The organism is Streptomyces sp. A2-16 (assembly GCF_018128905.1).
GTDB lineage: Bacteria > Actinomycetota > Actinomycetes > Streptomycetales > Streptomycetaceae > Streptomyces.
Genome location: NZ_CP063808.1, coordinates 9357849 through 9375771 on the forward strand (window position 1 = coordinate 9357849; position 17923 = coordinate 9375771).

General features: G+C 69.4%; 15 protein-coding genes. 4 read left to right on the forward strand and 11 right to left on the reverse strand.

Translation table 11 applies throughout. The features are described 5' to 3' along the window. The first annotated feature begins 8 nt into the window (after positions 1-8). Complete coding sequence (locus IOD14_RS41995; protein ID WP_212672998.1) at positions 9-701, forward strand: TetR/AcrR family transcriptional regulator C-terminal domain-containing protein; 693 nt, start codon at positions 9-11, stop codon at positions 699-701. A 179-nt stretch (positions 702-880) separates the two neighbouring features. On the opposite strand, the gene IOD14_RS42000 is transcribed toward IOD14_RS41995, so the two are convergent. Then, entirely contained in the window at positions 881-1921 is a 1041-nt protein-coding gene (locus tag IOD14_RS42000; RefSeq protein WP_212672999.1) for a hypothetical protein, read from the reverse strand. Between the two features lie 106 nt (positions 1922-2027). Between IOD14_RS42000 and IOD14_RS42005 the strand changes: the two genes are divergently transcribed. Both IOD14_RS42005 and IOD14_RS42010 read left to right on the forward strand, forming a co-directional pair. Continuing rightward, complete coding sequence (locus IOD14_RS42005; RefSeq protein ID WP_212673000.1) at positions 2028-2768, forward strand: VOC family protein; 741 nt, start codon at positions 2028-2030, stop codon at positions 2766-2768. Between the two features lie 63 nt (positions 2769-2831). Further along, positions 2832-4586 carry an ankyrin repeat domain-containing protein gene (locus tag IOD14_RS42010; RefSeq protein ID WP_212673001.1) on the forward strand — a complete coding sequence of 585 codons (1755 nt, stop codon included), beginning with the start codon at positions 2832-2834 and terminating at the stop codon, positions 4584-4586. A gap of 72 nt (positions 4587-4658) precedes the next feature. On the opposite strand, the gene IOD14_RS42015 is transcribed toward IOD14_RS42010, so the two are convergent. From IOD14_RS42015 to IOD14_RS42025, 3 genes are read right to left on the reverse strand one after another with little or no spacing between them, the layout of a single operon-like run. After that, positions 4659-5384: a class I SAM-dependent methyltransferase gene (locus tag IOD14_RS42015; RefSeq protein ID WP_212673002.1), complete on the reverse strand. Its 726-nt coding sequence runs from the start codon at positions 5382-5384 to the stop codon at positions 4659-4661. Beyond that, positions 5377-5925 (reverse strand): HAD domain-containing protein, encoded by a 549-nt coding sequence (locus tag IOD14_RS42020; RefSeq protein ID WP_212673003.1) that lies wholly within the window; start codon positions 5923-5925, stop codon positions 5377-5379. Before IOD14_RS42020 ends, IOD14_RS42015 begins: the two co-directional genes overlap by 8 nt. Position 5926: 1 nt before the next feature. Further along, entirely contained in the window at positions 5927-6550 is a 624-nt protein-coding gene (locus IOD14_RS42025) for an RraA family protein (RefSeq protein ID WP_212673004.1), read from the reverse strand. 167 nt (positions 6551-6717) lie between these two features. Here IOD14_RS42025 and IOD14_RS42030 point away from each other — a divergent pair, with 167 nt between their 5' ends. Next, a complete protein-coding gene (locus tag IOD14_RS42030; RefSeq protein WP_212673005.1) occupies positions 6718-7560 on the forward strand; it encodes a nitroreductase/quinone reductase family protein in 843 nt (280 codons plus the stop codon). Between the two features lie 76 nt (positions 7561-7636). On the opposite strand, the gene IOD14_RS42035 is transcribed toward IOD14_RS42030, so the two are convergent. From IOD14_RS42035 to IOD14_RS42065, 7 genes are all read right to left on the reverse strand, one after another. Next, positions 7637-9700 carry an AAA family ATPase gene (locus tag IOD14_RS42035; protein ID WP_212673006.1) on the reverse strand — a complete coding sequence of 688 codons (2064 nt, stop codon included), beginning with the start codon at positions 9698-9700 and terminating at the stop codon, positions 7637-7639. 63 nt (positions 9701-9763) lie between these two features. Further along, on the reverse strand, positions 9764-10381 hold the full coding sequence (locus IOD14_RS42040; protein WP_212673007.1) for a TetR family transcriptional regulator: 618 nt from the start codon (positions 10379-10381) through the stop codon (positions 9764-9766). 18 nt (positions 10382-10399) lie between these two features. Beyond that, positions 10400-12361 carry an aminoglycoside phosphotransferase family protein gene (locus tag IOD14_RS42045; protein ID WP_249126204.1) on the reverse strand — a complete coding sequence of 654 codons (1962 nt, stop codon included), beginning with the start codon at positions 12359-12361 and terminating at the stop codon, positions 10400-10402. A 287-nt stretch (positions 12362-12648) separates the two neighbouring features. Next, the gene (locus IOD14_RS42050; protein WP_123990139.1) at positions 12649-14874 is read right to left on the reverse strand and encodes an aminoglycoside phosphotransferase family protein; all 2226 of its coding nucleotides are present in this window, start codon (positions 14872-14874) and stop codon (positions 12649-12651) included. A gap of 179 nt (positions 14875-15053) precedes the next feature. Further along, positions 15054-15935, reverse strand: a complete 882-nt coding sequence (locus IOD14_RS42055; protein WP_123990140.1) for a GntR family transcriptional regulator — start codon at positions 15933-15935, stop codon at positions 15054-15056. Positions 15936-16172: 237 nt separating this feature from the next. Then, entirely contained in the window at positions 16173-16958 is a 786-nt protein-coding gene (locus IOD14_RS42060) for an HAD family hydrolase (RefSeq protein WP_123990141.1), read from the reverse strand. Further along, on the reverse strand, positions 16907-17788 hold the full coding sequence (locus IOD14_RS42065; RefSeq protein ID WP_123990142.1) for a winged helix-turn-helix domain-containing protein: 882 nt from the start codon (positions 17786-17788) through the stop codon (positions 16907-16909). Before IOD14_RS42065 ends, IOD14_RS42060 begins: the two co-directional genes overlap by 52 nt. Positions 17789-17923: the final 135 nt, after the last annotated feature.

The window sequence follows — 17923 nt, forward strand, 5'->3', positions numbered from 1 at the left end:
ATGTGTCCATGACTGTGTGGGACCGGCCGGAGCCGCCGACTCGCCCCGTGCCGCTCGACCGGGAACGCATCGTCGCCGCCGCCGTCGCGCTGGCCGACGAGGGCGGCCTGGATGCGGTGTCGTTGCGCAAGGTCGCCGCGAGGCTGAACGCCGGCCCGATGCGGCTGTACGGATACATCTCCACCAAGGAGGAGCTGTTCGACCTCATGGTGGACGAGGTCCAGGCCGAGATCCTGCCCGAGGAGCAGCCGGGCGACTGGCGGGAGGCCCTGCGCGTCCTCGCCCACCGCACCAGACAGGCCGCCCTGCGTCACGAGTGGCTGGCCGACCTGCTCGGCGGCCGCCCGAGCCTGGGCCCGAACGGCCTCGCCGTCACCGAGGCCACGCTGACCGCCCTCGACGGCCACGCCGACATCGACACCGTCATGCGGGCCGTGGAGACCGTCAGCGCCTACTTCACCGGCGCGATCAGGCGCGAGATCGCGAACCTGCGGGCCGAGCGCGCCACGGGACTGTCCAAGCGCGACTGGCAGCGCGCCCACGGTCCGCATGTGACGAGGATGCTGGCCACGGGCCGTTTCCCGGCGCTGGCCAAGGCCGTGCACGACGGCACGGACGTGGACGCCGAGACATCCTTCGCGACCGGGCTGGACTGGGTCCTCGACGCCGTATCCGCAAAACTCGTCCGGCCGCCGGCGTGACGCCCTTGCCGAAGGCGGGTGCGGGGAGCGGGCGTCCGGCCGCCGGCGTGACGCCCGTCCCTTGCCGAAGGCGGGCGCGGGGAGTGGCACACCCGGGCACGGCGCACGCATCCCGCCCCGGCAGCTCAGAGCGGCCGCCCGAGCCCGCCAGCGGTGGGACCACTGCCTTCCTCGTGCGGCTACCGGGGCAGCTCGGAGAACCGCACCCGCACGGCGACGAGCGCACCTGACGGATCGAGGTCGGCGAACACCGGGAAGCAGCCGTCGCCCCAGCTCGTCATCGCGCAGAGAAGCCGGGCACCACCGACGTCCACGGTGCCGGCTTCCACGTCCGAGGCGCGGACCTGGCGCATCACCTGCCAGTGGTGGGAGTGCGGCCGGAAGTCCACAGCCATGCGGCTACCGCTCTCCTCCTTCCACCTCAGCAGAGTGCGGGCCTTCTCCATCGCCTCCGGTACGGCGAGCCCGCTCCACCCACGGACGCCCTCCTCACCGGGTTCGCCCAGTTCGGAAGCCCCGAACACCGTGGCGGCGGTGTCCGCGGCGGCACCCCAGAACGCGACGTCGGCCAGGCCGTCCACGGGCTCCTCGTGCTGCCAGGCGTTCAGGGCGTCGGCATCACCGAAGAGGAGCCGGGCCCAGTCGACTCCGACGTCACCGAGCGGTACGGACGACTCGACCGGGGCGTTGCTCATCCGGACCGACATCTCCGACCAGCGCGGCCCCGTCCCGTCACCGAAGTCGACCCGCGAAGCCGACACCGGCAGATACCGGTCGCGAGGCACGCCGCCGACCGCGACGACGGGCACCCCGAACATCAGGAAGCCACCGCCGCCTCCAGCAGCGGTGCGGCGAACACGGTGGGCGTGCGGTTCGCGCCCCGGCAACGCTTCCAGGTGTGCGTCCAACCCGGCGGCCAGACAGTGCGCTTCGAACCGGGCCCCGAGCTCCGTCGCCCGGGAGGCCGGGATGTCATGGAGAAACACGCCCGGCCGGCGACCGAAGCCGACCGTCGCCGCGGCCGCGTCCGGGCCGACCACCGCGAAGTCGACCGCGCCGAGGACGTCGTCAGCCACAGCCGCGTCGTCGATGCCGAGAAGAGCGGGGTCGATCTCCGCCGGCGACCGCTCGCCGCTCCACAGGCCCAGATGACCGCCGTCGATGACGACCAGGATCCCGGACGGGCAGCTGATGTCACCGAGTTCGAAGATCTCTTCCATGGCGCGGGAGTCTATGGCCGCCCCTCCGGCAAGATCGGGCGGCCCGGGCCGACGCCCCTGGGGCGACCGTCCGAACCCGCGCGGGACGGTGCATAGGATCGCCGGCATGGCGCTGCGACCTGTGCACGTGAACATCAAGGCTCTCGACGGAGCGGCGGTCGGACGGTTCTGGGCGGAGGCGCTCGGGTGGAGTGCCTACAGCCCCGGCGTGACCACCTACGTCGGCCCCGCGGGCGGACTTGTGTGGCCGGACCCGGTCTTTCTCGGTCTCGACGTCGTTCCCGTCCCGGAGGGCAAGAGGGCGACGAAGAACCGCGTGCACCTCGATCTCGCCACCACCTCCGCGGCCCATCAGGCGGAGTTGGTGGCGCGGCTGACGGCGCTCGGCGCGATGCCCGTCGACGTGGGCCAGGGCGAGGTGCCGTGGACCGTGCTCGCCGACCCAGAGGGCAACGAGTTCTGCGTGCTGGAGCCCAGGGACGTCTACCGGGACACCGGGCCGATCGCCGCCGTCGTGGTCGACAGCGTGGATCCGCGGGCCATGGCCCGGTTCTGGGGAGAGGCGTTGGACTGGACCCTGCACGAAGTGACCGACGAGCAGGCCAGGTTGCGCTCCGGCGCGGGTGTCGGCCCGTATCTCGAGTTCCTCCGCACGCCCGACGTGAAGACCGTGCCGGACCGCGTCCATCTCGACCTGCTGCCGTGCGCCGGTGACGACAAGGCCGTGGAGGTGGCCCGGCTGCGTGCCCTGGGCGCCACCGACCTCGACCTCGGCCAGGGCGACGTCCCGTGGACGTGCCTGTCCGACCCGGAGGGCCACGAGTTCTGCGTACTGGCTCCGTCCTGAGCTCCGTCCGGGCGCCCGCAGCACCACCGGGGCATTGTCAGTGGCGTGTGCGACGCTCGGCGCATGGGGTTCTTTGACGATCTGGTGCTTGCTGAGGAACCGGCCGTCGAGCAGGCCGTGTTGGTGCGGTTACGACCGCCTGGGGACGACGAGGGACGGTACGCACCGCCCGTCGACCGGTTCGCGCCCGCGCTGTTGCCGCAGCTGGAAGTGGCCGGTGCGGGGACCGGGACGCGGATCCTGGTGACGGGGTGGTCCGTGTGGCCGCGCTCGGTCACCCTGCATCTGTCGGTGTACCGCAGGACCCGCACACAGGGCGGGGACCAGCGACGGCAGTCCGGACTGCGGGTGGGGCTGCTGTTCTCCGACGGCCGCCGGGTCACCTCGCTGGACGGCACCGTGACGCTGAGGATCCCCTTCACCGGGCCGCAGGGTGAGGCACGGGAGGCGGCGACCGAGCAGGCGATCGGCCTGATCCCCCTGGATCCGGGCCTGCACCACAGCCGCAGATCCCTGTTCAAGACGGACGTCGACCTGTATCTGCCGGAGCTCCCCCCGCCCGGGCAGGCGCAGTTGGTGGTCGAGTGGCCCGACGAGAGGGTGCCCGAGACCCGCACCGCGGTGGACGCGGACGCGCTCCGTGCCGCCTCGCAGCGGGCGGTCGAGATCTGGCCCGGACTCGAGGAGCCCGAGCAGGAGGGGCTGTCGGGAGCCATCGCGACGATGGAGATCAGCGGCCCCCCGGCGCTGCTGGCACCTCCCCTCGACCGGTGGCAGCGCGAGGAGTTGAGGCGTGCGGAGGAGGCCCGGCAGCGCTACGTACCGCAGGCCGACTGGCAGCGCATGGGCTACCGCGACTGGGGCGACGCGGCCCTGGTCAGGGCCCGGTTGGCGGCGGGCGCCCCGCCCGACGCCCGCGCCGGATGGCACGGCGCCACCCCGCTGCACCTCACGGCGGAACAGGGCGCGGCGGACGCGGTGGCCGCGCTCCTGCCCCATGTCGCGGACGTCGACGTACGCGACGACGACGACCACACCCCCCTCTGGTACGCGGTCCACAGCATGGACGAGGCCACAGTGCGCGCACTGATCGAGGCCGGCGCGGACGTGTGGACACCGCAGGCCGAACACTGGTCCCCGGGTCGGCTGCTCCTGACCACCGCGCTCGCTCCGCTCGTCCGGCACCTGCCGGGAGCGGTCGAGCTGCCGGCCGGGGAGGTAGCCGCCCAGCAGGCCGCGGACGCGCTCATCGCGGCCTTCGGTACGGAGCCGATCTGGACCGAGGGGCTCGGCGTGTGCTTCGTACGGGATCTGGACGAGGACGAGTTGATACGACGGCTCGGTGCCGATCCCGAGCAGTGCCCGCTCGCCGATCCCGACGACGCGCCCTTCGACCCGTTCGACTACGACGAGTCCCTGCGCTACGTCGGCGTCAGAGGCGTCGAGGGTGCCCCCGGCGGCTGTGTGATCACACAGAGCGGATACATGCCGAGCGACGGTGCCGTGATGCGGGCGATATCGGCGGGCACCAGCGCCTACGGGGTGTACTTCAACGCCAAGGGCGGCACCTTCGGCACCCTGGCCCGCGACGGCGAGATCGTCGCGAGCGACGAGATCCACATCGGGCCGCACGACTCGGACCCGGACGCCTACTGGACGTTCCGTTTCTGGCAGCGCAAGCACGCGTTCCCCCACGACGCCGACGTCCTCGCCTACTGCTGCGCCGCGGCCGGTCTGCGGATCAGCGACGGGCGCGACGTGGCCGACGGCGAGACCGCGCGCCGCTGGGTCCCCCTGCCGACGCGGCTTCAACGCTGACCGCGAGACCACCGGGAGCGGCACGGGCTGCGCGGCCCACTCGGCCAGGTAGCCCACTGGCCCGCTAACCCGCTACGGCCGCCGCGCCACGAAAACCAGCTCCCTGCCCGGCCGGTCCGGCGCCCCCCGTACGTCCTCCACCACGAACCCCCGCGCGCCCAGCTCCGCCTCGATCTCCGCCCGCTCCCGAAAGCGCAGGGTCGAGTCCGAGGTCAGCGTCCGCCCGTCCGAGGCGAACACATACGTCCACCGGAAGGTCACCAACTGCCCGTCCACACCGGTGACGTCGACCCAGCTCTCCACCACCCCGGCACCGGGCACGTCCGTCACGGCGTACGACGACTCCCGGTTCCACTCCTCCCAGGCCCGCCGCGCCGGGTCCCGCGTCTCGAACACCAGGCGCCCACCTCGCCGCAGCGCCGCGTACGCGCCCCGCAGCGTCGTGCGCCACGCGTCCGCTCCTACGATCTGCTGGGCGACGTTGGCCGTCATGGTCACCAGGTCGACACACAGCGGCGGGAGTCCGGACGCGTCCCCATGGATCCAGCGCACCCGCTCGCTCCCCGGCTTCCCCCGGGCCACGTCGAGCGACGCCAGGGCGGGATCGACGCCGACGACCTCGACGCCCCGACCGGCCAGCAGCAGCGCGAACACCCCTGTCCCACAGCCGACGTCCAGCACCCGCCGCGCCCCGAACTCCTCCACCATGCGGAGGTACGCGACGAGGTCCCCGCGATCGGGATCGAGCGCGTCGTAGATCGCGGCGAGCCGCGGATGCGTGAAGCCTTCGTCAGCCATGCGGGCGACCGTAGGGGGAGCGGGTCTCGGGCGACCACTCGATATCACCTGCCGCCTCCCCCGCGATCCACCGCTCCAGCACCGCGAAGTCCCCTTCGGTGAGGCCGACTTGGTGGTGCACTCGGTGCAGAAGCGCCCGCCCGGGATGCCGGTCCGCCACCCAGGCCCGGTCGACGTCGGTGATCTCGTCATCAACCCAGACGAACGCCCGCCCGGCCGCCCAGGAGACGAGGGGGCGGGTCTTCCAGTGCAGGCCCGCCTCCACCTCCTCGTCGTCCGAGTCCGGCCAGTCCACGAGCGGCAGGCGGGGCAGCCCGAGCCACGGCGCCAGATCAGAGTTGGCGTCGTCCCCCCAGGTCGTGGCCCACACCAGCGCACAGCCCAGCGACGTCAGACGCGCGCCGAGCACGGGATCGACCCGGCTCAGCAGCGGATGGTCGGCGACCGTCCCGGGCAGCGGAAAGGCCGGCTCGTACAGCGGATACGGCCCCGCCGCCCCGAACGGCACCACCGTCCCGTCGACATCCAGAAAGAGAAGCACCTCAGCCCTCAAAGCCGCCCTCCGCGAGGAGTTCGTCGATGCGAGCCCGATGTGCCGCCTCCCACGCGTCGAGGGACTCCGCCGCCTCCTTCGCCAGCTTGGCGCGGGCGGCCGCGAGGATGTCGGACCGGCGGGCGGCGGGGACGGACACGACGCCCTCCTCGTCGGCGACCATCACGTCCCCGGCCTCGACCGGCACCCCACCGCACCGCACCCGCCCGCCCAGCGGCGCCACGGCCCGCTTCGCGCCCGGGATCGGGATGACCCCCCGGGCGAACACCGGGAACCCAGCCTCCCGCACCTCGGCGAGGTCGCGGATCAGCCCGTCGAGGACGAACCCGGCGATTCCCCGCCGCTGCGCGACCGCGCACACGTTCCCGCCGGCCAGGGCGTAGTCGAGGTCCCCGGACTCGACCACGATCACCGAGCCGGCCGGCGCCCGGTGGATCGCCGCGTGCAGCATGAGGTTGTCGCCGGGAGGGCACCGTACGGTGAAGGCCGGCCCCGCGACCCTCGGCACCGGCCCCCACAGCGGCCGGATCCCGATGTCCATGACCTGGTCACGGCCGAGCAGATCGGCCAGGGTGGTCGTGGGAATGTCCGCAAACTCGGTGGTCTCGATCACGCCCGGGACGTTACCGTGCGTGCATGACTGCCGGGTCGGCCTTGTGCCGTGAGCGAGTTGGGTGCCCGGCCTCTGAATGAGGCCCGGGCGGGCCAGGAGCCCGCCCCTTTCTCTCCGCCTTCGTCTCCATCAAGACCAGCGAAGACCAGTGAGAGAAAGAAGAGAGAGTGCCCAACCCCTTCCAGGACTTCAACCAACGGATCATCGACGAGTTCCGCGCGAACCACGGCCGCGTCGGCGGCCCCTTCGAGGGCGGACGACTGATCCTCCTCACCACCACCGGCGCCCGCACCGGCACCCCGCACACCACCCCCGTCGGCTACCTCCCCGACGGCGGCGACCGCATCCTCGTGATCGCCTCGGCCGGCGGCTCGCCCCGCCACCCCGACTGGTACCGCAATCTCGTCGCGCACCCTCAAGTGACCGTGGAGAGCGGAGTGTTCACCTACGAGGCGCGGGCGGTCGTCCTGGTGGGCGAGGAACGGGACCGGGCGTTCGCGCGGGCCGTGGAGTCGGACCGCGGCTGGGCGGCGTACCAGGAGAAGACGGAGCGCGTCATCCCCGTGGTCGCCCTGCACGAGATCGCCCGACCCGGCCCGCCGAACATCAACGCCTCCTCCCCGGGCGAGGCCATCAGGCTCGTCCATGACGTCTTCCGCCGCGAACTCGCCCTGATCCGCGAGGAGATGGCGACAGGCGGCTCGACCTTGGGCGCCCAGCTCCGCGTCAACTGCCTGACGCTCTGCCAGGGCCTGCACAACCACCACTCCGGCGAGGACCAGGCGATGTTCCCGTTCCTGGCCGAGCGCCACCCGGAGGCCGCGCCGGCCCTCGCGCGTCTGCGCGCCGAGCACGAGCACATCGCGGCGCTGGTCGAGGAGTTGCGCAAGGCACTCGCCGACAGCGACCCCGCCTCCGTGCGCTCGGAGGTCACCCGCCTCACGACCGATCTGGAGGCCCATCTGACGTACGAGGAGGAGCAGTTGCTCCCGCTCCTCGACCGCGTCTGATCCACCTGCGGGCGGCCGCCCCGTTTCCACCCGCGGGGCGGCCGCCCCTGACCCACCCGCGGGCGGCCGCCCCGCGCTAGAACGGCAGCGGCCGCCCGTGCACCACCACCAGCCGTGACACCGCCCGGGTCAGCACGACGTACAGCCGGTGCAGCCCCCGTTCCTCCGCCTCCGCGATCGCGGCGGGCTCGACGGCCACGACATGGTCGTACTCAAGTCCCTTGACCGCACTGGCCGGTACGACGCTCACCCGGGCACCGAGCTCGTCCGGTCCGGCGTTGGCGATCCCGGCCGCGTCGAGTGCCCGCCGTACGCGTTCCACGTCGGCGTCGGCCGCGACGACCCCCACGGACCCCTCATGGCCGAGCGACTCCCGTACGGCATCCACGACCGCGCCCGTCGGATCGTCCGCGTCCGCCGCCCTGATGCTCAACTCTCCGTCCCCGCGCAGGGACCGCCCCTCCGGCACCCGCACGTCCAGCCGGTCGAGCAGCCGGTTGGCGAGCGCTACGACGGCCTGCGGCACCCGGAACCCGAGGGTCAGCGGTACCACGGCCGCGTCCGGCTTGCCGAGGTGCCGCAGGACGGTGTGCCACGAGCGGGCCGCCCAGGGTGTGGTCCCCTGCGCCAGGTCGCCGAGCACGGTGACCGACCCGAAACGCGCCCGGCGTGCGATGGCCCGGCACTCCATCGGGGACAGGTCCTGCGCCTCGTCGACGACGAGATGGCCGTACCCCTCGGGGTGCTCCATCAGCCCGGCGACCTCGTCGAGCAGCACCAGATCGGCGGCCGACCAGCGTGCCGACTTCCACGACCGCGGCGGCTTGGCCCACAACAGGCGCTCCTGCTCCTCGACTTCGAGGATCCCGTCGGCGGCGGATGCCAACTCCGCGCGATCAGAGAGCAGTTCGGCAACGACCTCCTCGGGCCGCACCTTGGGCCACACGGCGTCGAGGAACTCCTTGAGCGCCCTTGCCCTCGACACCCGTTGCACCCAGGCGCCGTTCTGCGGCCCGGCCCGCCGTTCGGCCTGCATCTGCACACTGCGCACCACCCGGCTGCGCACCCGCTCCCGCCCGGTCAGGTACGGCGGTTCCTCCTGCCGTACGTCCGTCACGATCCGCGCGAGTTCACCGGCGCCGACCCTCCAGTGGTACGAACCGTCCTTGATCTCGACGGAGTCGACCCGTGCGGTCGACACCCGCGCGTACAGCGCCCGGCGCAGCACCTCCGCCATCCGTGGATCGTGCTTGAGGGCGGCGGTGGCGCGGGAGTCGGTGCCGGTGACGGGATGGCGGGCGATCTCGTCCTGGAGCGTGGACTGCCGCACGCCGCTCTCGCCGAGCGCGGGCAGCACCTGGGAGATGTAGGAGAGAAAGGTCCGGTTGGGCCCGAGGACCAGCAGTCCCCCGCGTCGCATCCGCTGCGGGTAGGTGTACAGCAGGTAGGCGGCCCGGTGCAGCCCCACGGCGGTCTTGCCCGTCCCGGGAGCCCCCTGGACGCACACGGAGAGGGCGAGGTCGCCCCGTACGAGATCGTCCTGCTCGGGCTGGATGGTGGCGGCGATGTCCCGCATGGGTCCGACGCGGGGCCGTTCGATCTCCCGGGTGACGATATCGCTGACCTGCGGAGTCTCCCCGTCGCCCAGGGACTCGTCCTCCAGTGCGGTGAGGTCGGCGGAGTCGCCCTGGCTCCCCGGAGCCCACCCGAACCGCCGCCGCACGGCGACGCCCTGCGGATCACGGGCGCTCGCCTGGTAGAAGGCTCGGGAGACGGGCGCACGCCAGTCGACGACGAGGGGCGGGGCGGCGGGATGCTCGGTGATCCGCAGCCGGCCGAGGTGATACGCCTGCCCGGCATGCTCCCCCTTGCCGAACTCCAACTTGCCGAAGAACAGGGGCCCTTCGGGCAGCTCCCGCATCTCCTTGGCCTGACTGCGCAGCTGGCACCCGAGGACTTCGGCGTCCGCCCCGGAGGCGGAGACGTCCTCACCGACGACGACCTGCTCCTGAGCACCCTCGACCATGGCGGCGAGGGCGGTCCGGCAGCGGTCGTGGTGGGCGCGCTCGCGATGCAGGGACTCTTTCAGGGCGGGAAGGGCGGAGGGAGCGTCGGAGAGATCGGGGTCGGCTGACGTCATGGGGACGAGCGTACGCGAGAAAACGTAACCGGGTTAAATATTTTACTGTCGCTCATGTCTCGTTCAGCGGAGCCAGGGCAACCCGTCCGCCAGCACGCCGAACGCCCGCTCGGCCGCGACGACGGCATCCCGCCGCACGTCTTCCACCGCCTCTCCCTTGGCGATCCGCCGCCAGTTCTCCATCGCGAGAATCCGCCGCACGGCGATGATCTGCCCGGCGGCCAGCCGCGCATCGAGATCACCCCCGAGCGCCACGGCGAGCGCGGCCTCCTGCCGCTCGATGTGACCGTGAGCACGGGCGACGAGGGAGGGAGTGCCGTAGAGAAGCCTGTGAAAGGCGAGAACCTGGGGATGATCACTGAGCCCGGTGACGGGATCGCCCCGCTCCAGCCCGTCCAGGAAATGCCGCCGCAGGGCGACGAGGGGAGGCTCGTCGGACCCGGCCACCACCCGCGCCGCCTCGTCCTCATGATCGGCGATCCGGTACAGGACGAGATCCTCCTTCGCCGGGAAGTACCGGAACAGGGTCGGCTTCGAGACCTCGGCCGCGGCGGCGATCTCAGCCACGGAGACAGCGTCGAACCCCTTCTCGAGAAACAGCCGGATGGCGACCTCGGAGAGGGTCTCGTACATCCGCCGCTTCTTGCGCTCACGCAGGCCGGGGTGGGGCGTTTCGGTCATGGGGCCGAGCGTACGGAATCACGACGCCTTGAGCAGGGCGGGCGGTTTCGGTGCCCCCCGCCTCCGCAGCCCCAGAAAGCCCAAGGCGACGGACAGCGTCATCTCATACCCCTCGACAGTTCGCCGCACATTCGGAGCGTCCAGCGCGACCCCTGTGGTGATCCGGTCCAGGTCGACGTAAGCCGAGCGAATCTGCTCGATCCAGCGGTAGACACGCCAGTCCTGCTCCCATCCGGTGACACACCCGGAGGGGAGCTTCCTGCTCCAGCGCTCGAACATGCGCGTCCGCATCTCGGAGCGGGTCGGCGTCAGATGCAGATGACGTACGAGGTCGTACAGGGGATCGCCGATCATCCCCATCTCCCAGTCGATGATCGTCAGTCCTCCCTGGCGTCCGGCACGCACCAGGTTCCAGGGATTGAGATCGCCGTGCAGCAGAACGGGAGTGCGCTCGGTCACCTCGTAGCGGCCGAGGACCTGGCGGAGCACATCACCGTCGGGCAGGCCCCGTTGCGCGGCGGCCGCCGCGGTCTCTGCGGGGAGTTCCTCGACGAAGTCGACGAGACGTCCGACCAACCAGTGGTAGAAACTCTCCTTTGGCTGGTCATACGGCAGGGACGAGTGGTCCACCTGCGCAAGCGCGGCGAGTTCGTCGACGAGTTCATCCGCCTCGGCGGGCAGCAGCCCGAGCACGGGATGTTGCGGGGCTCGGTCCTCGGAGCCCTCGTACGTGTGGATCGCGAAGTGGCGCCCGCGATCGTCGTACCCCAGCGCCAGGATGCGCGACGCCCGGACCAGTGCACCGGACCGCTCGATCGCCTGGAGGACAGCGTGTTCAGCGAAGGGCCCCTGCTCGCGGCGAGGAGTTCCCGCGATCTGGCGACGGATCACCACAGGCTGTGAACAACGCTCCAGATGGACCACCGTGTTGAGATGGGCGGTCCCGCGGAAGACGCGGCCGGCCGGGGCGAGGCCCTCCGCAGCCAGCGCATGGCGCACCAACTCCGTTGAGAAGTCCGTCCGCTCCGGAACACGTTCGTCGCGCCGCCACTGGAACAACGTGGCCGGTAACCGCTGGGCCTCCCTCGCGACACGTGCCGCCTGCCATCGGAACACCGCGTCAGCCGTCTCTTGCTCGGAAGGGATTTCGGCCATACCGAGCAGAGCGGCTGCGCTCTCCAGGGAGGTCCTGATGTCCCGGGCCGCCGCCATCAGCCGCTGTTCGTCGCAGGAGTCACCGAGCGACTTCGCCACCCGGGTCACTTCGTCATAGGCGGCGTCGATGCGCTCGAATTCGACGTAGTACCGAAGGTCCCGGTCGAGACCTCTGTCAGCCAGGGGCCTCGTGCGCTCGGTCTCGGACTGCCACTGGTGGACGACGTCGTCCACCTGGTGCTCGGGATAACGCATCCGCACGACGTGGCTGGCAAGACCGTGCAGAGGGTCACCGTACGACGCGGAGGTCCAGTCAAGACGGGCCAACGAGAGCCTGGGGCCCTCCAGGACGATCACATTGTCCCGGGTGAGGTTCGTGAGCAGGAGTCCGTAGGGACGGCGGACCATCGATGGAAGTCGGTCGGTGAACCGGGTCAGTGTGTCGCCGGGCACACCGAGCACGGCGAACAGCCCGCTCATCGCCGTTCTGTCGGGGTCGAACATCCGCTGCCTCGCCCCGCGTACGAGCATGTCCAGGTAGGCCCTGCTGTCCTTCTCGTTCCGGGGCCATTCGACCGACAGTTCAGGCAGGGCCTGCTTGCGCACGAGGGCCAGTTGGGTGGACAACTTGGCCAGTGCGCCGACGACCAAGGGGTCGACGGGTTTGCCGGCTGGGCATGTCCTGGCCAGCACGTCGGCCCCCGGCCCGTGAGAGGCTCCCGGCACTCCTGCGGAGATCTCACTGATATATCCGTTCCGACGGAAGGCCCTGAGGACCTTTGCCCGGACTTCGTCACCACGGTCAGACCAAGGCCCGATGGCCAACTAGGCTCCCGTAAACGCTAGTTTCACCACATCGCAAGCGATGCGCCCAGAAAATTGATGCACACCATAGCGGTGCGCGCCCCGTCGCACGGCCTCGATACGCTCTTTGGAGCGAGATACGAGGGGCCCTCCGGGATACGCCGGGTTTCTTAACGTCCGCGAGCCCGCTTCGTTACGTCACGAGGAGCCACCACACCGAGTCGAACCACGCGCCTACGGCCTGAACTAACGTGTTCGGAGTCGTTCTTGGTGGATGCGGAAAACAGACCTGTCCGTCGTCCGATCTTTCACGTCGCTGAACAGTTTCCGGCCGACGCCTTCTCCCGGTGCGCATCCGGTAGCGCCAGCGCGAGATAGGGGTTGGCCGTCGTCTTGGCGCTCAGCCCCAGGGTTGCGGTCGCCGCCGTCAGAGTCATCGCGTACGTGTCCACCGCCCGGCTGACATTGGGCGCTTCGAGGCTGTCCCTGGTCACCAGCCGGTCCAGATCCACGTAGGCGGAGCGCACGGTCTCGATCCAGCGGTATACACGCCAATCGCGACGCCAACCTCGGGTGCAGTCCTCCGGCAGCAGCTGCGACCAGCGGTCGAACAGGCGGTTTCGGATCTCGGGGAGCGTCGGCGTCAGATGGATGTGACGGACCAGGTCGTACAGGGGATCACCCACCACGGCCATTTCCCAGTCGATCAGAATCAGCCCCGTGCCGTCCTCGCGTCGGATCATGTTCCACGGGTTGAGGTCGCCGTGGAGGAGTACGGCACGTCGAGAGGCCACCCGGTGGCGGCCAAGAATCTGCCGGAGGCGGGAAATACTGGTGGGAAGGCCGAGTTGCCCTGCCAGTTGAAGAGTTTCCTTCGGAAGAACCGACACCATCCGGATCAGTTCCTCGCACAGTTGCTCGTGAAATCCAGTGAAGGGGACGCGCGAGTCCGTTCTCAGTTTCGCGCAGTCGACCCGTGTGAGGGCATTGAGCTGGTTCACGAGATCATCCGCCTCGTGTGGCAGAAGGCCGCCCTCAGGGTGGTCGGGAGGCCTGATCTCTCCCGACGCCCCTTCAAAGGAATGGATGGTGAACTCGTCGCCGAGTTCACTTGTTCCCAGCGCCAGCACGCGCGGTGCGTGTACCGCCACATGCGAGTCCTCGATTGCCCGCAGGACGGCGTGCTCGTTCAGGAACCGGCGCTCACGCAAATCGCCGGCACCCACCTTTCGCCGCACCATCACCGGGTACGGCACGCCCGCCACCCGCACCGCGGTACTGAGATGTGCCGTCCCCTTGAACACCCGGTCGGCCGAGGCCGCCCCCTCCTCGAAGAGCGCTTCCTGCACGGCCGCCCCGGAGAACTCCCGATGTTCGGGGACCCTCTCGTCCCTCTCCCAGGAGATCGACGACACCGCACGATCGCGGCTGTGACGCTTGCCGTGGGACACGTTCCAACGGAAGAGAATGCGCTCGATGGCCTTCTCGTCCGGAACGTTCTTCAGCCGCAGCGGCTCCTCCGCCGCATGCAACGCCCAGTACACGGCTTCGGTCGCGGCCTCCAGATCCTTCTGGTCGAAGGATTCGCCCAGGGATGTCGCGGCACGCATGACGTCCGGGTAGACCGACTGGGCGCGCTCGAAGGCGACGTAGTGACGCAAGTCGCGTTCCAGCCCGTTGACAGCCTTGGGGCGCCTCGACATCATCGCCGAGCGCCAGGCCTCGACCGCCTCGTCCCACTGGCTGTCGGGGTAGCCCATGCGCACCAGATGGGTGGCGAGATCGTGCAACGGGTCACCGTAGGTGGCAAGTTCCCAGTCCACACAGATCAACGGTGGGCCGGCCTCGTACGAAACGATCACGTTGTCGCGATGCAGGTCCGTGTGGAGCAGGCCGAACGGACGGCTGATCATGGCGGGTACGCGTTCCGCGAAGCGGACCATGGCGTCCTCGGGAATGCCGAGGGTGGCGAACAGGCCCCCGAACTTCTGCCAGTTGCGCTGACGGACCAGCGTCTCCGTGGCCAGTGCCAGCGTGCGCAGAAAGGCCCGGCTGTCTCTGCTGGACCGCGGCCAGAACTGCGGCAGCGACGGCAGCTCCTTGCGCCCCACCTGGGTCATGTCCGCCAGCAGTTCGGCGAGGGCCCGGACCAGATGCTGATCCACCGCCTTGCCATTGGGGCAGACACTCGATAGAGGTACACCGTCCACGTAGCTCATGACCGTGATGTCGCCGTACTTCAGCAGGCATCGCGGGACATGCGGCAGGGAACTGCCGATCGCCCTGAGGATCTCCGCCTCGTCCTGCCAGGTGCGGATCACGACGGGCAACGCGGCACGTTGACGCTCACGCACCATGACGAACTTGTGGTCCGCCTGCGGGTCTAGCCAGTTCGGGGTCGGAACGATGTAGTTCAGGTTGTGATGTCCGCGTGTGAGTCGCCCCTCCGACTTGGCGTGGGACACCAGCTCACCCAGCGCCTCGCGGGCCGCCCGCCCCGCGAACGCGGCAACGGGCCCAGTCGGACCACCCACGGGCACTCCTGAGCAACTATGCAGCGCCTCCGATTTTCATGCGCAGCAAGAGAGGGACGACACTGTAACGCCCAAGCGGTCGCGACACGCGGGTTATTCGGAACTAACTACCCAGCTCTGCCAAGTTTCACTCCTTGGCTTCACTTCGTTCGCGGACTGTGGACGAACGAGGATGACGGTCACTTCGTGTCATAGCGGCGCCAACAGGAGTTGAACCAATCCTGCCAACTCTGCATGAATACGGAGCCAATGGCGTTGGGGTCGCCTCCGTCATGGACGAGTCGTATCAAGGTCGAGCCCAGCCCCAACACGTCCCAGGCGTCGATCTCGGTGTCATCGTCCATCAGGATCGTGCGCTCCACGATCTTGTAGGGGCCGATCAGTCCTTCGACCCCGCGTCGCAGGTAGAGCTTGTGGGTCGGCACGAGCGGCACTTCCCGGACCGCCACCTCCACGTCCGGCACCAGGCCGTCCGTCTTGAGGTTGCGCAGGGCATTGCGCAGCGACGAGGTGTGACGTCTGAGGATCTCGCGAGTCCGGGCCTGGAGGACCCGGTCCAGTTCTTCGGTGGTACGGGAGTTCTGCGGCGCCCTGGCACGCGGATACGGCAACTCGACCTCCTCGGAGGGCAGCAGTATCCGCAGGGCGATGCGCTCGGGGGCGCGGATCTGTCCGTTCCGAATCGCCTCGGCCTGTACCCGCATATGGGTGTCGAGGCTCTCGGAGGTGAACGTGAAGACGTCCAGTTCCACGACGGGCTGCTCGAAGGCGCGGGCGACGAAGGGCCCCAGTGCGATGCGACCCGGGGGCACCTTCGGCTGGGTTGTCACATGGATGGGTAGCGTCGCCCTGACCTTCGAACCGCTCCCCTGACGGGATTCGATCCAGCCTTCGGTCTTCAGCTCCTCCAGAACCCGCTGGATGGTGTCGCGTGAGACACCGAACTCCGTGGCGAGGGCGCGTTGAGCGGGCAGGTTGTGACCCGGCCGGTACTCGCCGCCGGAGATCCGGGACCGCAGCGTGGCCAGGATGGCTGTTCCCTTGCCGCGTTCTTCGCTCACATCGCGACCGTACCTCCGCCACCGGCCACCCAAACCGGTTTCGGTCCACCAGCAGTCATTTCAAGGCAGTCAACTGACCAGTTTTTAGCGGTTGGTTAGTCGATCAACCAGTCAGGGCACAACCACTTTCGAGGAGATCAGTCCAATTGGACCGCAAGTTGATCAGCCTCGATGAAGTGGACGGGGGAGGGACTCAAGGTGGACCGGTTACAGGTACGACACCGTGCAGTCGCTTCCTCAGGGAAAGCTCGGCAGGACGTCGAGCACCTGCTCCAGCGAGCCCACCACGACCTCGGCGCCCGCGTCCCTCAGGACCCGCGCCTTGTCGTCGTTACGCGCGTAGCCCAGGAACTCGACCCCGGCCTGTTGCGCCGCTTGCAGGTCGGTGGCCGCGTCTCCGATCATCAAGGTCGCCGACGGGACTGCTCCCATGGCCTTGATGGCCTGCTCCAGACAGTGCGGGTGCGGCTTCATGAGGTCGAGGTTGGGCGTGCGGCCGTAGACGAAGGGGAAGCAGTCCGCCAGCCCACGGCTCTCGACGTAGGCCATTGCCGCGACGGCGGCGTTGTTGGTGGTGATCGCGAACCTGGCACCGCGCGCCGACCACGTCCGGATCAGCGGGTCGGCGTGGGGGGTGGGCATTGCCTTCGGAACGGCCTCCAGTTCACGCCGGGTCAGCCACTCCTCCAGCGCGAGGACCAGATCGCTTCCGCGATGCCGCTCATGGACGCCACGGAGTGCCACATGCGGATCGTCGCCGGATCGTTCCTGCTGGGTCAGCAGGGCCCCCATGCCCAACCCGTCGATCATGGCGACCAGTTGACCGGCTATCTCGTGCGCCGGATATCCGGCGAACAGCCGGCAGATCGGTCCGTCCATGTCCCAGAGCACGTAGCGAGCGGAGGCGACCAGTGATGCGAGTCGTGCTGTCTCTGCTGTCACCGGTTCAGTGTGCGTCGTCTCAGGAGTCACTAGGAGAGTGTCAGGTCCGTCGTGATGGTTTCCCAGAGGGCGTTGAACCACTTCTGCGATTGATCGACGAACGCGGCGTCACGTTCTCCGGCGCCCTTCTCGAAGGAGAAGAGGAGCGACTCGGTGCCGAGGACGTCGTACATGTCGAGCATTCCGCTGTCGGAGAGTTCCTCCCGCCGCGTGACCATGTAGTACGCGATGAGAGCCTCCGTGTCGTTGAGCACGTACAGCTTCACCGGCGGCGTGAACGGCAGTGCCCGGAATCTGACGTTGACGTCGATGCCGTGCGAGGAGCGCAGGGCGCGGAGGTTGTGGCGCAGGACGTGACCCTGGGCGTTGCGCATCTCCAGCCAGCGCTGGTGGACCGGGTTGTCGTCGTCGGGGGTCTCCACCGGGACCGGGAAGGCCAGGTTGATGTCCCGGGAGGGGAGCAGGATGCGGACGTCGATGGACTCGGGGCGTATCCGGCCCTCGTGGATGTGGCGGACCGGCTCGCTCAGGGCCACCATCAGGGTCTCCGCGGTCAGACAGGCCGCGTCGATACGGACGTGCGGGGTGGAGAAGGCCTCCGTGAGGCGGGGGGCCAGGCCGACCATCGTCGGCTGGGGCTCCCCCGACAGCCCCGGCACCCGCTCCGCGATCCGCGGCGGACTCCCCTTGCTCACATTGCTGAGCAACCCGTCCTCCTGCAGAGCGCGCAGCGCCTGGCGGACCGTGCCCCGTTCCACGCCGAACTCCTCCGCGAGCTCGGCCTGGGTGGGCAGGCGGTCGCCGGCCTTGAGGTCGCCCGTGCGGATGCGTTCCCGCAGGGTGTCGGCGATTTCCTGGGGCGAGAGCCTTCTGCTGCCGTTCACTGCCACGTTCTCCTGGGTCACGACCAAACGTTACAACTCCAATCCATCTATGGGGAGTTGTTCTGAAGTTGTTTATCAACCCCAACCAAGTGGGGACAACATAAGTAGAGTTGGTTGCCAACTTCTTTGAGTTGGTGGAAGTTTTGCCTCCACTCCGCCTCG

Excerpts from the sequence above, each read along its gene's own strand:
- IOD14_RS42005 (WP_212673000.1), top strand. The coding sequence starts at position 2,028 with ATGGCGCTGCGACCTGTGCACGTGAACATCAAGGCTCTCGACGGAGCG.
- IOD14_RS42000 (WP_212672999.1), bottom strand. The coding sequence starts at position 1,921 with ATGGAAGAGATCTTCGAACTCGGTGACATCAGCTGCCCGTCCGGGATC.
- IOD14_RS42035 (WP_212673006.1), bottom strand. The coding sequence starts at position 9,700 with ATGACGTCAGCCGACCCCGATCTCTCCGACGCTCCCTCCGCCCTTCCC.
- IOD14_RS42010 (WP_212673001.1), top strand. The coding sequence starts at position 2,832 with ATGGGGTTCTTTGACGATCTGGTGCTTGCTGAGGAACCGGCCGTCGAG.
- IOD14_RS41995 (WP_212672998.1), top strand. The coding sequence starts at position 9 with ATGACTGTGTGGGACCGGCCGGAGCCGCCGACTCGCCCCGTGCCGCTC.
- IOD14_RS42040 (WP_212673007.1), bottom strand. The coding sequence starts at position 10,381 with ATGACCGAAACGCCCCACCCCGGCCTGCGTGAGCGCAAGAAGCGGCGG.
- IOD14_RS42015 (WP_212673002.1), bottom strand. The coding sequence starts at position 5,384 with ATGGCTGACGAAGGCTTCACGCATCCGCGGCTCGCCGCGATCTACGAC.